We start from the raw sequence: 13,858 nt of genomic DNA, 5'->3' as shown, positions 1-13,858 counted from the left end.
ACGGAGTTAAGAGAATTTAAGAATTATATTTTTCAAAGTCTTTTGGAGACTTGTAATCAAGACCTGAATGCATCCTTTTTGTATTGTAATAGGTCTCAATGTATTTAAATATTTCTTGAGTAGCCTCAGCTCTTGTCTCAAAATGAGCATCATTAATAAGCTCCCTCTTTAGCGTCTTATAAAAAGACTCCATCATTGCATTGTCATAGGGATTTCCTTTACGACTCATGCTAGATTGAGCACCGACTTGACGAAGAGTAGATTGATAACGAGAGCTTGTATATTGACTCCCTTGATCAGTATGGACAATCAAGCCAGGCTGAGGATGTTCTTTCCCACAAGCTTGTAATAAGCAATCCCTCACCAGTTTATCTTGCATCCGTGAAGACATTGACCAGCCTACAATCTTACGTGAAAAAACGTCGATATTCACGGCTAAGTATAAGGTGCCTTCTTTGGTAGGGATATAGGTCATGTCTCCCAGCCATACTTTATTAGGAGCTGTTGCTTTAAAGATCTGATTAATTAAATTGGGTCTTGAAAGCGAAGCTCCTTTTCTGTTGTAATGTTTATATTTATAACGGCTTCCCTTGGCATAAAGTCCCATCAAGTGCATCAGTTTCCCAACACGTTTCGTGTTGGTCATAATACCAGTATTATGAAGTACCTTGGTAATTCTAACCGCACCATAGCGTCCCTTATGCTCATGAAAGACAGCTTTTATCTTCTCTGAGAGAATTTCTCTCTCCACTTGTTGTTTTGAAGGACGACGATGCATGTATTCATAGAAACCTGAGCGAGAAACCTTAAGAACTTTTACTGCATGCTTAATTTTTATCTTCCCATGATGTTTCAAGAGAAATTCAAAACGTTTTACTTGCTTCGCTTCAAGAAGACCCGGAACTTTTTTAGAAGTTCAAGTTCCTCCTGAAGATAACGATTTTCTTTCTCTAACAATTTAATCTTATGTTGGGCATCAGCCAGGGCTGTCCCATTGCCTGGAAAAGCACTTTCTCCATATTCTTCAACTTCTTGAACCCAGCGATAAAGACTATTGGCATGAACCTCAAGCTCTTGGCTGACTTCTTTAACAGAGTAACCCTCTTCAAGAATGAGTTTTACTGCAGAATTTTTAAATTGTTTATCGAATTTTCTTCTTGCCATAATAAACCTTTCCACGATTTCTCTTAACTTTGTGTCTAGTTTATTATAACCTTTCCATTTTTTTTTATCTTTGTGTCTAAATATTTGACATTAGTCCACCTGAAAAGAAGGCACTCTCTTCGGGTTTTCGGTCTGTACTGAAATCAAGGTATTATTGGGTATCCCAGCTTAAATTATAGATACCGTAAGGGATTTTATTCTTTATTTAAAACTTTGCAACAGAACCCTTTTGTTCTAGATTATCCCTTTAACTCTGGTACATCCTCTGGCAATAATTTTTCCAATAAATTCTTATCTAATTCTTCATGAGCGTCTCGTACAAGTCTTTTAGCTTGGTTCATCGTAATATCATCAAACAAATTACGCACCACTCGACCGTTAGCAAAGTTTCCATTTTTTGCATCTAGCTTGTTTTGAAGCCACAGTCTAACTTTTTCAATTATCGCTTCATCAACAGAATAATCACTTTCCTCACAAATATTCTTAAAAATCTCCACTAATTCATCAATTGAATAATCTTCAAAAAAAACAAAGCTATTAAACCTTGATTTCAAGCCAGGATTTGACTCAAAAAATTGCTCCATGAGATCTGTATAGCCTGCCACAATCACGACCAAGTCATCTCTATAATCCTCAAGTGCTTTCGTAAGTTCTGTCAAGCTTTCTTTACCATAGCTGTCTGCATGATTATTTTCTGTGATACTATAAGCTTCGTCTATAAACAAAACTCCACCTTTTGCACGATTGATAAGTCGCTTAACTTTGATTGCTGTCTGTCCCTGATACTCTGCAATCAAGTCCGTACGACTCGCTTCTATGAAATGTCCCTTACTCAATAAACCAATTGCTTTATACATATGCCCAACGATTCGAGCCACTGTAGTTTTACCAGTACCCGGATTTCCTAGAAATGCCATGTGCAAGGTTCTATTGGATTTTGCTAAACCTTTTTTTGTTCGTAATTGTTGAATTTGATTGTATGAAATTAAATCCGTCACTTGATGTTTAACGTTTTCCAAACCAACTAAGGCATCTAAATTATGTAAGAGTTCCGGCAAAGGAAAATTCGCTTCTTCCTTTAAAACATCAATCATGTTCTCAATTTGTCTTGACCCTAAAAAGATAAATAAAAGTTCTCTCGCTTCATTTGGAAGTTTTTCAGTTTTTGGAGAATTTATTTTCTTTTGTTCTTCACCTATTTTTTTGAGAAATAAAAGACTCGCTTCTTCCACTATCTCTGTGGTAATTTCTGCTACAAGCTTTTCAAACTCATTTCCCGTACCATAGATACTGTCGAGTTTTTTTGCTTCCTTTTCTAGCTTAATTTTGTAGCTCTCTGAAATCATTAAATCACCCCACTAAGTATTAATATGAGTAAAACGATAAATGCAATAAATGAGATTATTGCGAGAACTCTTGTTGTTTTCAGTTGTTTTTGGAAATATTTCTTCGTTTCATTCAATTGATTTTCCATTTCTGAGTGGATACTTTTGACTTGAGCTAGACTTTCATTTTGATTTCCTTCAATCTTTTTAGCAATTTTTGCAAAAGCTTCATCACTTGTATTTTTCAGCTCATCTATCTTTTCTAAGTTGGATTCTTCCAGTTTTTTAACTGTATCATCTAGGTTCTCCAATTTGTCATCAAAACCTTTTTTCTGATCATTCAATTGTTCTTCCATTTCTGAGTGGGTACTTTTGACTTGAGCTAGACTTTCATTTTGATTTTCTTCAATCTTTTTAGCAATTTTTGCAAAAGTTTCATCTCTTGTGCTTTTCAGCTCGTCTATCATTTCTAAGTTGGATTCTTCCAGTTTTTTAACTGTATCATCTAGGTTCTCCAATTTGTCATCAAAACCTTTTTTCTGATTTAGAACTATCTTATTAATATCAGAGCTGAGCGTTTCAACTTTAGATTCTGTTTCACTCTGAATATCTTTTAAGTCTTGAGCCACTCGCGAAAAAACTTCATCAATTCGCGTTTTTTGAGCACTCATCTCTTTTGACATGGATTCATCAAAATTTCTGATTGTATCAGATAAGCCATCTAATTCATTAGAAAAATTTTTTTGACTATTTTGTAACTGCGCTACTTCCACACTTTGTTTATCAGAAAATTGATTATATATTTTTTGATGTGCTAAAAATTTTGCATCTATATTCTCTTGACTAGCGCGAAGTTCTTCAATATTTTTTTCTTGGTAAGCTTCAAAATTAGTATAAGCATTGTAAAATTCATCAATTTCTTTGAGATGTTTTAGTTTATCAAGTTCATCTTTGTGTTTTTTCAGAACTTCAATAATTGTTTTTTGAGAATTAAAGAGCTTTTTATTCTGTTCAAGACCTTTAACTGCTTTTGTATTCGCTTCTTCTGCTGCTTTAAGATTCACCAAGATACGTTGAATATAATCTTTATCTAGCGCTTCAAAGGTATCGTAAATGCTAATAAATTCTTTTCTAATACCAACTATGTTTTTATTTTGCTCAATCAAAGAATCAGCAATTCTTTCACTAAGATTATTTAAATCGTCACCTGTCGCTTTCACAGATGCACCATACCAATGGTTCCCGCCTCTAATACTTGACAAGCTTGAAGTTTTTGGCAAAGTTTTTGCAAACTTCTGAAGTTGCTGTTTCTTTTTCTCAAAATCATGAGCGACTATCTCATTACTGGCAGATTTTTGATTTCGAAAAACTTGAGTTGCATTCTTCTTTTTCTTAATATCAGGCGCATCTGTTTTGTTATTATTCTTTGATTTCTCTACAATTTTATTCTCTTTTTCTGTTATCTTAGAAGGATTAATTTGATATAAAAACTTTCCAAACCGATAATCCTTAATCAAAAAATTTTCCCCCACAAGAACATCAATAAGGTAAACAACTTCCCTCCAACCTTGGGTTCCGGAATAAGCATTTATCTCTGCTAAATTTAGCTCCGATGCCCTAAACCAAGAATCTTTTGGATATTCTACTATAAGATAATTTCTAAGCTTATTTAATTTATCATTATTCATAATATCCCCTTATTTCAATAAGTCTGCTAAATCATCTGACATCTCGTCAAAACTTTGTTCATTTTCAGGTTGAACAGATACCGAATCGTCTCCATTAAAAATTTTATCCAAAGATGTTTTCATCAGCTCATCAGCTTCAAGATGACGAGATTGCATTTCTTCACTTTTTGTTTGATCTGATGATTTTGCTTGTTCCTGTACTTGTTTTAGGATATTTTCTTGTTCACGAAGTTTTTCCTGTTTATTCTCTTCAGTCTTGGACGCTTCAGCAACTTCTGACTCAATTTTCTTTTCTATCTTTGAATTCTTCCTGATTTTTACAACAATATAACTTGAAACTGCTGCAAGTGCAGCACCCGCAATAATCATTTCAACTTTATTCATAATAAATCCTTTCTCACTCACAGCAATGACTCTAAATCTGCTTGTAACGCTTCAAAGCTGTCTTTACTTTCGGGGACTGGGGCAAAAATCTTGTCCAATACGTCTTGTGTTATCCTATTAGCTTCTTTATGACGGATATCAATATTGTTTATAATTTGTTTTTTTCGAATTTCCTCTACTTGCGTCACAACAGCAATCTGTTGTTTTTGTAGATTTAAGATCTCATTTTGCTTAGCGATTATTGCTTTAGATGACTCTTCTTTCAGTTTATTATCAATGAACTTATCGATCTGCCTCATGATAAGCGTGCTAATAATCGCCATCATTATCCCACTGATCAATAGCCCAATCATATCTGCAATCCCACCAGCAGCTAACGCCGGAAAAACAGCAACTAATCCTTTACCAACCACTTCACTCAAAGCGATGGTACCAACTGTCGCAAGCCCCGTAACTACAATTTTTGAAATTCCTGACATCATCTCAACTGGGGACTCTCGCTTGTGATTAGGACTTTTCATATAAGTCATGACATCTTTCACGGTTTTCCAGCTTTGTTTGAGGAAGGTAATAGCTTTATTAATAACTGTTACGACCTCCCCAAAGATTGCGGTTACAACGGTCGTCACAGCCGTTCTCGTAGATTGGAAAAGATTCTCTTTTAGGTTTCTAATAAAGTTTGACAAAGCAGATTTGAAATGATCCATCAGAGTATTCAGTTTCCGCCCTTTTTCTTTGATCCAAATAATCATTTCTTTTAGAACTTCCTTGACAAAGCCTGCCAACAAGGACATCAGAACTGCTTTTCCTGCACCTTTTAGTATCCTCACGCCTTCATCACGACGGGAAGCTTTGCCCTGTTCTTCTATCTCGTCTTTTCCTGGTTGTTCCGCATTTTGTTTGGCTTGTCTAGTTTCGTTATCTTTCTTTCTTAGTGCCTTTTCTTGATCATCAGTAATTCCCCAAATCTCTTTTGGTGTTTGCCCGTTAGCATTGGGATGGTTCAGCCAATCTTCCATTGACAAATCCCCTTTAGATCGATTCCAAGCACTGTTTATTTCATTGAGGTTTTGCGGACTGTTTGCAAAAGCAATTCTTGCATCTTCCGACATATACAAATTAGCAGCTGGATCCCTCATCAGCTCTCCTGCTGACAAAGTATGATCCATATCTGTCCCACGCTCTTTTGACCCACTTGGTCTATTTTTATCATAGGGTGTACGAGCCCCTTTAACAAGATTTTCTTTAGTTTTCCCAGAGCGGTCTGTATGATATCTGATATTCCCTTGAGCATCTTTTTCAAAGTTGCTTTGCATGGCTTCATGCTTTTGCTGATATTCCCCAGCATGTGGATTGTGCTCTGCAAATTTTCCATCAGCAAAATTGTCCACGGTTTGGAAGTGTGCATCCCTGCTTAAATCAAGGTTCAAACCACCATTGTCACGAATGAAATCTTCGCCAAACTGTTGTGCAATATTATTATTAAATCCTTCCACAGCAGCATCAATAACCGCATTCACCAAACTTTCTGGCGTGCCGATTTTATCACGTTGTTCCTTTATCACTTCCAAATCAGCAATTTGATCTTCTAATTGTTGAGAAATCAAATCCTCCATTGCCTCAAAGTCAAAGTCTTTTATAGCTTCGTTCTGTAGCACATTTTCGTTAGCCATAATAAAGCTCCTTGTCAAATATTTGTTACTTTCATTGTACCACGAAAACCCTCCCAAGAAAGAAACAAAAAATAAATAAAAATATTAAACAATTGACTTGATAAGTAATGGGAAAGCCTTTTTATCTTTAGTAGAATAAGATTATGCAAGGTAACTTGTAAATAAAAAATAGTCCAAATACAAATATGATGCGCATCAAACGGACGGACTGAAACAAATAGTGAACTGACATTAGTCGTTTGCTCACTATTCTGATTCTCCGTTGTTTTGATGTGCTTTTTTGTCAAACCTTGAGCTTGTTTCTTTCCGTTCTAAGACGAAAGGAAACAATTATGAGCAAGGTAGAAGACAAACGTGATGAATTAATTGAGAAAGGCGCAAAACGTGACGATTGGGATGAGGTGCTCCACCTGCTTGACCAGCCGCTCGCAAACGCAGAACGTAAAGACCGAGCGTATGGACTTTTGAGTCTTCATTGGAATATTGGGACAGCCGATAACCTACAAATTGAATTAGGGGACGAAATTTCCGATTCTAGTCTTAATCCATTAGAATCCTTGATTCAAAGCGAACTAAAAAAGGAACAAGTCAATCCATTTACTGCCATTCAAACTTTTGATGAAGTAGAACAACACATCCTTTTAGGTCGTTTGTTGGATAATAAGCCTTTTAGCAAGCTCTCAAAAGAGGTTAATATGAGTGATAAGATCGTCAAATCACACTTTCAAAAGGATTTAGAACTCCTTAAATCACTTCTTAAATAATTTTACTCAACTAGGATTCCGAAAATCCTAGTTTTTTTCTCCTGAGTAATAAAGGGGGTAATAATATGAATCTAATCTAACTTAATCTAGCTCTCGACTTAAAATTGAGCGATTTCCCAGTAAAAAATTCATATGAAAGGATTTACTTCATGAAAGCAAAATACCAAAAGCGCACAGGAGGCTATACTCCTGAACTGGCAAATAATATTTTAGATGGCTCAAAACCAATTCACTCTTTGAGTATTGAGCTTGAACCACAAATCAAATTTGTAAATAAAAAACCAACTGATGAAATTTTAGGTTACAAAGCTTGGTTTACTCAGTCTGATTTGCCACCATTTGAAGTCAAATTTGAAAATCAAATTAAGCTCCCTCCTTATTTGTAGGTTATTACTTTTGACGATATTCAAGCCTGTGAAGTCAGCTATAATATCTACTTTCGTGCCAATGATATTAAGGAGGTGAAATAATGACAAATAAACAACTCGAACAGTACTTGTTACAGAGTCTGAATATGGCGCTCGGTTCACAGTTTCAAGGAGAAACAAGTTACACGCAAAGTTTCGATTGTAAGGTTGGGGAAAATGGATTCTTATTCATTCCCCGCTTACCTTCGGGATATATTATTGATAATGAACTCTATCAGAAAACTTTTCTGATTGCTAACGCTGCTTTATATCCTCGTTAGGTTCTGTTGCGAAGTTTGAAAATCAAACGCGCCCTCTGTGAACTCCAAATATCTTAGGCTGGTATTCCCATTAATACCTTGATTTCAGTAGACACCGAAAAGCCGAAGAGCGTTCCATTTCTTCGGTTCTTTTTATATATTCCTTGGAGGGGTTATATTGATAAAAAATAAGAAAACAGCCCCTATTATCTAAGTGTTAGATAATAAGAGCTGTTTTTATTGTATTTCTAAGGGGCTATTATATAATTATAGACCCTAAACAAACATCTTTTGTAAAAAGCCTTTTTTCTGTTCTTTCAACAAATCCAACTTACGTTGATGAAGAGCGATAGTGTCATCTAATTGTTTAAAGAATGAACCGATTTTTTGTTGTTCCTGAATTAATTTAGGAATCATAAATTCAAACGAATCAATTTCTTTTGAAGAAACATTTGGTTGAGCGCCTGCCACTAGAACAGATTCAAGTTGCATCATAAACAATTCTGAACGGACGATTGTGGAGATAAACCCATAGTCGATATAGTCTACGGACTGAAAATAACCAACTCGTTGATTTTGATAAACCTTTTCATCATCAGTTTGAGACAGTATAGACACCTTTCCTGTTGTTGCGCCTGACATGGCTAGGACTGCGGATTTATCCGGAAGAATATATTTGTCATCATTATTCTGCTCATCATAATATGCAAAATCTCCACCTACCTCACCGCTAGAAAGAATATTGGAAATCCTAACAATCGGCACTCCGCTGTTCCTGAAATTAGAACTTTTGAATGCAAAACCTCCACGTAAAGGAGCTATTTCCCCTAGCTTACGCTCTTCCCAATCGTCAGCAAACCCCGCAAATCGCAATTCAGGAACTTTGGCACCATTTTTAGGGAACATTTTTTGTAAGTAGCCTTTTTTCTGCTCTTTCAACATATCTAACTTACGCTGATGAAGAGCGATAGTGTCATCTAGTTGTTTGAAAAATGAACCAATCTTTTGTTGTTCTTCTATCGATGGAACACCAACTATAAAATCATTTAAATGTTCCTTTGTGATTGTACTAATTGTTGCACCCCACGCACGTTCTTTTTCACGTTCGAATAATTTTTTTATTATCTGTGAAAAATACTGTTTGTCTATTGGGACTTTATACTCTTGAAATATCAAAATAGTTCGATCAAAAAATGCGTCATATTGAGTAATAGCTGTTCTGCCTATGCTTGTTTCGATACTTCCTTGTAATGCTACTACTACTTTACCTGCTTCAACGAATCTACTTTTACTCTCAGCTAATTTACTAATATGTGATTTTGTATCTGGTTTTAATTTCAAATCATATCCAATATCTGCTACTTGAACAAATGGTTTGCCATTTGTTTCATCATAAAAATCTGGATTCGTATAAGGCTGTGGAAATGATCCACGGATATATGTCGATACATCTTTTAACTTACGCTCTTCCCAATCATCCGTAAAACCTTCAAACCTTAATTGTGGACTTTTTTTACTCATCATGACCGCCTCTCAAAAGAAGACACATCGAATCAATCAAGGCTTGATTCTCTTCACTTTCTGAAAAATCGTTAATCAAAGATAAGAGCGTTTGATCTTGTTGAACTAATTCTTCATTGATCTTAAGGAGATTGGTATTCACTGCAACCAAATCAACCGGTTCTTCTTCCTCAAAGGTATCGACATAACGAGGGATATTTAAGTTAAAGTCATTTTCTTGGATTTCATCAAAACTTGCAACATGAGCATATCTTTCAATATCTTCTCGCTTTTTGTAGATAGAAACAATTTTATCAATATGTTCATCCAACAGGACATTTTGATTTTTTTGTTTTTCAAAGTCTTGAGAAGCATCAATAAATAAGACATCACGACGAGAGCGGTTTTTCTTCAAAATAATAACCGTTGTCGGAATACTCGTTCCAAAAAAGATATTGGCCGGCAAGCCAATAACCGCATCAATGGCTCCCATTTCTAAAAGGGCCTGACGAATGGTTCCTTCTGCGGCTCCTCTAAAGAGAACGCCATGAGGCAGGACAATCCCCATTGTTCCCGATTCTTTCAAATGGTAAAAACCGTGAAGGAGAAAGGCAAAGTCCGCTTTAGATTTAGGCGCTAATTTTCCAAAACGCTCAAAACGAGGGTCAGAGAGAAACTTATCTGCCGCTGACCATTTCGCAGAGTAAGGAGGGTTCATGACCACAGAATCAAACTGATAAGGCTCTTCTGAGGGCCAATCAGCGTCTAAAGTGTCCCCGTTATTCAGGTTCATGCGTTCTTTATCTACTCCATGAAGGATTAAGTTCATACGTGCTAAGTTAAAGGTCGTCGTATTTAACTCTTGGCCATGATAGTGCACTTGATTTGGATTGATGAGATAGCGACGGATATTAAGCATCAAAGAACCCGAACCCATCGCAGGATCGTAAATATGAAAAGGCGCTCGAGATTCTTGTCCGATCGACGTAATTTCTGACATGATGCGTGAAACAGCTTGAGGGGTATAAAACTCTCCTGCTTTTTTACCTGCACCTGCCGCAAACATCCCGATTAAATACTCATAAGCGTCCCCAATCACATCGCCATTGTGTTCAAATAAGTCAATCTCATCTAAGGCACGTAAAACCTCAGTAATCGTCACATTACGTTGTTGTGCATTTGAGCCTAATTTTGTGGAGTTTAAATCAATATCCGCAAACAATCCACTAAATTCTTCTCCTTGACGTTCCAACTCATTAAAACCTGCTTGTAAGTCGGTCAAGTTAAATTCATAGTTATCAGCTTTGATGCGGTAGTGATAAAACAATTGATCGGGTTGGATAAAGTAACCTTGTTTGGGTTGGATATTTTCGATTAAATCGTCTTTGTCTTCTTCGTACCACTCCATGAAGCCTGCATACTGAGTGGAACGTTCTGGGAAGGTATCTGTTTTTCCATTTTCTTGTTCATAAACTTCTCTAAGCTGCGCATCAGACAAGTATTTATAGAAAATTAATCCCAGTAAGTAGTTTTTGTACTCACTTGCATCCATCTTCCCACGTAAGATATCCGCAGAAGCCCATAGTTGTTGATTTAAACCTGTCGCCATTATAATTCTTCTTTCCATTTTTGAAGTTGTTCAAAGTTTTGTTGTAGTCGTTCTTCTAAAACTTTTGTTCTTCTTCTGTATTTTTCACCCGTTTTGGCTTCGAACTCTTCTTTACTAAGAGTCATCGAATCCAGTAAATGGGTTAAATAAGGGATCGTTTTCTTATCGCCTTGATATTCATTCATTGCAGACTGTAAAAAGTCGAAAGATAATCCAAATTCTTCAGCTTCTTTCTGAAGTTGTCTTTGAATTTCATTTTGAATCGATGTCTCTTTTAATTGAGCCACATCAATCTCTTCAGAAGTATTGACGAGTTGATCTTTCAAGGTGTGATACATCTGTTGGATTTGAGGATCCTTTTGTTGGATTTCTTTTTCAAATTTTTCAACGGCTCCTGCTTCGTTTAGTTGAATAGCTTTCAAAAGTTGATTAATATAAAAACTATCCACGACATCTTTATGTGTCGCATTGAGCTGCGAAGAAAAAGCAATCTCTTGTAAAAGCTTCTCGAAGTCCTCCTCAGGATGCCCCTCATCCTCAATCATTTCTTTAATCTTTGTTTTAATATTTTCTGTTTTTCCTTGATATTGTGGCAACTGCTCCACTACTTCTGAAAATGCTTCAAAGTCCTCTTCGTATTGATCATAGCTTCGGAGCGCTTTATAACTCTTTTCTAGCTTTTGATAAGCACTTACTTGCGCAATCATCGTTTTAAGATCATTGGGATTATCCCATAGGTCAGCTTCGCTTTGTTTATAAAGTGTTGAACATTCGATAAATTCTTTTTTGACTTCTTCATATTCTTTTGGAATCAGTTGATCAAAGTTTTGCTTTTCATTTGAGAATAGACGAAACGTGTTTTGCACATTTTCTTTCATGGTGAAGGGCTTTCTAAAAGAGACAATCAACCCAGAATCTTTTCCTGTATAAATACGGTTGGTTCTTGAGAACGCTTGAAGGAGCTTTTGATAGTTCATTTCTCGATCAATATATAAGGTTTGAATCGTTGGAGAATCAAAGCCTGTCAATAAACGATCGACAACAATAACAAAATCTAGCCACTGACCATCCGATTGATATTGCTTTTCCTTACGGGCCAACCGTTTATTAATATTTTGATTGTAGAGTTTCTCATCTTGATAAGGAGAGGCATCAAACTGTTTCGCATACTCTTTCATGATCTCTACTAATTCATCGTCTTGTTCATTTTTTTCTAATTGATCCGGATTGGTTGAGAAGGTAATAGCTACTCTTGGGAAATCTTTATCAATCAGTTGATGACGTTCATCAAATTGTCGCCCATTCAAGAGTGTCCCATTATCTTTCATTTCCTTTAAAATCCGGTAAATATGTTTGGCTTGGGCAATCGAGTGAGTGGTAAGAATGGCTGACATCGTAGGAAAACCATTCTTTACCTTGAACTTTTTGACCACACTTCTCCGATTAAAGATTTTTTGTAACATGGTACGAATATGTTCATCTGTTTCATAAAGTTCCGTAGGCAATAATTTTTCTTGTTGGAGGACATCGTCTGGCAACTTTCCTTTATTGAGTTGGGTGACGATCACCTCTTGATCCTCTTCTGAAATCAGTGAATGATACTCGACTTGAAAGCCTAACACAGCCCCATCATCCATGGCATTTTTGGTTGTATAGGAGTGAAGGAGTGGCCCGTATTGCTGGCTCGTCGTTCTGGCAAAGGTTCCATTTTCTTGCTTTTTATTTTCTTCAAAAATAGGCGTCCCCGTTAATCCAAACCAGGTTGAATTGGGTAATATTTTCTTAATCCGCTTCATTTCCTCATCACTAACCGCACGATGAGCCTCATCAACAATAAAAACAAGATGTTCTTGCCGTAGCTTCTCAAATTGATTCGAGCCTTTTTCTTCACTCTCTTGTTGGGCGCTTCGCATAGCCGCAGAGAGTTTTTGAATCGTGGTCACTAAAATCGTATTATTATTTTTTGATGATAGGAGGTTTCGAGCCAACTGTTTTTGATTTTTGATCCCAACAATCAAAGTATTGGCTACCGAATTTCCGGTCGTTTGTCCGGTATGGTATTCCGAGGCAAACTTAGTAAACTCATCCTGCGTTTGAGCATCTAAGTCTGTTCTATCAACAACCATGACCGTACGATCGACACCGATCGCATTTTGTGCTAATAATTTCGTTGCGACAAAACTGGTAATGGTCTTTCCTGAACCTGTCGCATGCCAAATAAATCCTCCTTCATGCTGTGCCGCTTTTTGACGAATCTTACGAATAGCATGAATTTGGTAAGGCCTTAAAACCATGAGGAATTTTTGATTTTTTTGATCATCGACGAGAATGGTATATTGGCTAATCAATTCATGGGCATCGGGTATCCGCAAAACTGTACGAGTAAAATCAAACAAATCGGAAACCGTTTGATTGTCTTCAGTCCGCCAATTAAATAAAAACTTCTTCATCCGAGCATAGGCTTCAGCGGTATCTTCACTAGGTCTTGCAAAGTATCGGGTATCAACTTTATTGGAGATTACCATGATTTGAGTAGTTGCGTAAATCCCTTTAAAAAATCCATCTTCTGCATAACGCTGAATTTGATAATAAGCTTGCATGAAACCGTCTTTAGCGGACTCTTTTTTGAGCTCAATATGAATGATTGGGAGCCCATTAATCAGCAAACTCACATCTCCACGATCTACTCTAGAGGAATCTGGGACCACTTGGTGAACTACCTCATAAGAAGAAGTTCCTCCTGAGATATCCTTATTTCTAAAGGCTTCTAAAGTCACTTTTTTCCCATCTTCTCGCTCTAATAAAACTTGAGCCACCCCGTTTTCTCCTCTAAGCCATTGAGAAGCTAAAAAAGGCGTTCCGGTCAAACGTGAAAACTCGACTTTGACTTGCTTAAATTCTTTGTCCGTTAATAGTTGTTCTTCCAATACTGCTAAATTTATTCGGTTTAAATGGCTTCTAAAGTTTTGCCAAAGTGCTTCTTCCGACTTCAAGTCCGGACGATAAGTCCACTGATTTTCTTTCTCACTTAAGATTTGTATGAACTGGTTTTCAATCATTTGTTCCGAATGACTCATTTGATCC

9 protein-coding genes and 3 pseudogenes are annotated in these 13,858 nt (G+C 36.5%); 3 read left to right on the top strand and 9 right to left on the bottom strand.

What is annotated here, in order from left to right:
* Positions 1–16: 16 nt before the first annotated feature.
* From MKY69_RS04675 to MKY69_RS04650, 5 genes are all read right to left on the bottom strand, one after another.
* Positions 17–1,164 (bottom strand): IS3 family transposase gene (locus MKY69_RS04675; protein WP_096368445.1). Its coding sequence is split into 2 segments (ribosomal slippage): positions 17–912 and positions 912–1,164, totalling 1,149 coding nucleotides; the frame shifts between segments, so codons are not numbered across the junction.
* 239 nt (positions 1,165–1,403) lie between these two features.
* Complete coding sequence (locus MKY69_RS04665) at positions 1,404–2,510, bottom strand: AAA family ATPase (RefSeq protein WP_340791079.1); 1,107 nt, start codon at positions 2,508–2,510, stop codon at positions 1,404–1,406.
* Positions 2,510–4,177, bottom strand: a complete 1,668-nt coding sequence (locus MKY69_RS04660) for a hypothetical protein (protein ID WP_340791078.1) — start codon at positions 4,175–4,177, stop codon at positions 2,510–2,512. The genes MKY69_RS04665 and MKY69_RS04660 overlap by 1 nt, the downstream gene beginning before the upstream one ends.
* A 9-nt stretch (positions 4,178–4,186) precedes the next feature.
* Positions 4,187–4,561, bottom strand: coding sequence for a hypothetical protein (locus tag MKY69_RS04655; RefSeq protein ID WP_340791077.1), 375 nt, complete (start codon positions 4,559–4,561; stop codon positions 4,187–4,189).
* Positions 4,562–4,578: 17 nt separating this feature from the next.
* The gene (locus MKY69_RS04650; RefSeq protein ID WP_340791076.1) at positions 4,579–6,234 is read right to left on the bottom strand and encodes a hypothetical protein; all 1,656 of its coding nucleotides are present in this window, start codon (positions 6,232–6,234) and stop codon (positions 4,579–4,581) included.
* 332 nt (positions 6,235–6,566) lie between these two features.
* Here MKY69_RS04650 and MKY69_RS04645 point away from each other — a divergent pair, with 332 nt between their 5' ends.
* The 3 genes and pseudogenes from MKY69_RS04645 to MKY69_RS04635 form a co-directional block, all read left to right on the top strand.
* Positions 6,567–6,998 (top strand): hypothetical protein, encoded by a 432-nt coding sequence (locus MKY69_RS04645; protein WP_340791075.1) that lies wholly within the window; start codon positions 6,567–6,569, stop codon positions 6,996–6,998.
* A gap of 149 nt (positions 6,999–7,147) precedes the next feature.
* Positions 7,148–7,468, top strand: a pseudogene (locus MKY69_RS04640) (hypothetical protein).
* Positions 7,468–7,683: pseudogene (locus tag MKY69_RS04635) on the top strand (cell division protein FtsK); the annotation flags it as partial. The pseudogenes MKY69_RS04640 and MKY69_RS04635, both read left to right, overlap by 1 nt.
* Positions 7,684–7,739: 56 nt before the next feature.
* Here MKY69_RS04635 and MKY69_RS04630 read toward each other — a convergent pair.
* The 4 genes and pseudogenes from MKY69_RS04630 to MKY69_RS04615 form a co-directional block, all read right to left on the bottom strand.
* Positions 7,740–7,835 (bottom strand): annotated as a pseudogene (locus MKY69_RS04630) (IS6 family transposase); the annotation flags it as partial.
* Positions 7,836–7,941: 106 nt separating this feature from the next.
* The gene (locus tag MKY69_RS04625) at positions 7,942–9,189 is read right to left on the bottom strand and encodes a restriction endonuclease subunit S (protein ID WP_340791073.1); all 1,248 of its coding nucleotides are present in this window, start codon (positions 9,187–9,189) and stop codon (positions 7,942–7,944) included.
* Positions 9,179–10,774, bottom strand: a complete 1,596-nt coding sequence (locus tag MKY69_RS04620) for a type I restriction-modification system subunit M (protein ID WP_340791072.1) — start codon at positions 10,772–10,774, stop codon at positions 9,179–9,181. The genes MKY69_RS04625 and MKY69_RS04620 overlap by 11 nt, the downstream gene beginning before the upstream one ends.
* Positions 10,774–13,851 carry a type I restriction endonuclease subunit R gene (locus MKY69_RS04615; protein WP_340791071.1) on the bottom strand — a complete coding sequence of 1,026 codons (3,078 nt, stop codon included), beginning with the start codon at positions 13,849–13,851 and terminating at the stop codon, positions 10,774–10,776. The genes MKY69_RS04620 and MKY69_RS04615 overlap by 1 nt, the downstream gene beginning before the upstream one ends.
* Between the last annotated feature and the right edge of the window lie 7 nt (positions 13,852–13,858).

The sequence above is a fragment of the Streptococcus sp. FSL R7-0212 genome (genome assembly GCF_038007985.1).
Taxonomy (GTDB): domain Bacteria; phylum Bacillota; class Bacilli; order Lactobacillales; family Streptococcaceae; genus Streptococcus; species Streptococcus parauberis.
This window is presented reverse-complemented; position numbering and strand designations above follow the sequence as displayed.

Bases quoted from the DNA above. Each gene is read 5' to 3' on its own strand.
- MKY69_RS04645 (WP_340791075.1), top strand. From the start codon at position 6,567: ATGAGCAAGGTAGAAGACAAACGTGATGAATTAATTGAGAAAGGCGCA.
- MKY69_RS04650 (WP_340791076.1), bottom strand. From the start codon at position 6,234: ATGGCTAACGAAAATGTGCTACAGAACGAAGCTATAAAAGACTTTGAC.
- MKY69_RS04620 (WP_340791072.1), bottom strand. From the start codon at position 10,774: ATGGCGACAGGTTTAAATCAACAACTATGGGCTTCTGCGGATATCTTA.
- MKY69_RS04660 (WP_340791078.1), bottom strand. From the start codon at position 4,177: ATGAATAATGATAAATTAAATAAGCTTAGAAATTATCTTATAGTAGAA.
- MKY69_RS04665 (WP_340791079.1), bottom strand. From the start codon at position 2,510: ATGATTTCAGAGAGCTACAAAATTAAGCTAGAAAAGGAAGCAAAAAAA.
- MKY69_RS04625 (WP_340791073.1), bottom strand. From the start codon at position 9,189: ATGATGAGTAAAAAAAGTCCACAATTAAGGTTTGAAGGTTTTACGGAT.
- MKY69_RS04615 (WP_340791071.1), bottom strand. From the start codon at position 13,851: ATGAGTCATTCGGAACAAATGATTGAAAACCAGTTCATACAAATCTTA.
- MKY69_RS04655 (WP_340791077.1), bottom strand. From the start codon at position 4,561: ATGAATAAAGTTGAAATGATTATTGCGGGTGCTGCACTTGCAGCAGTT.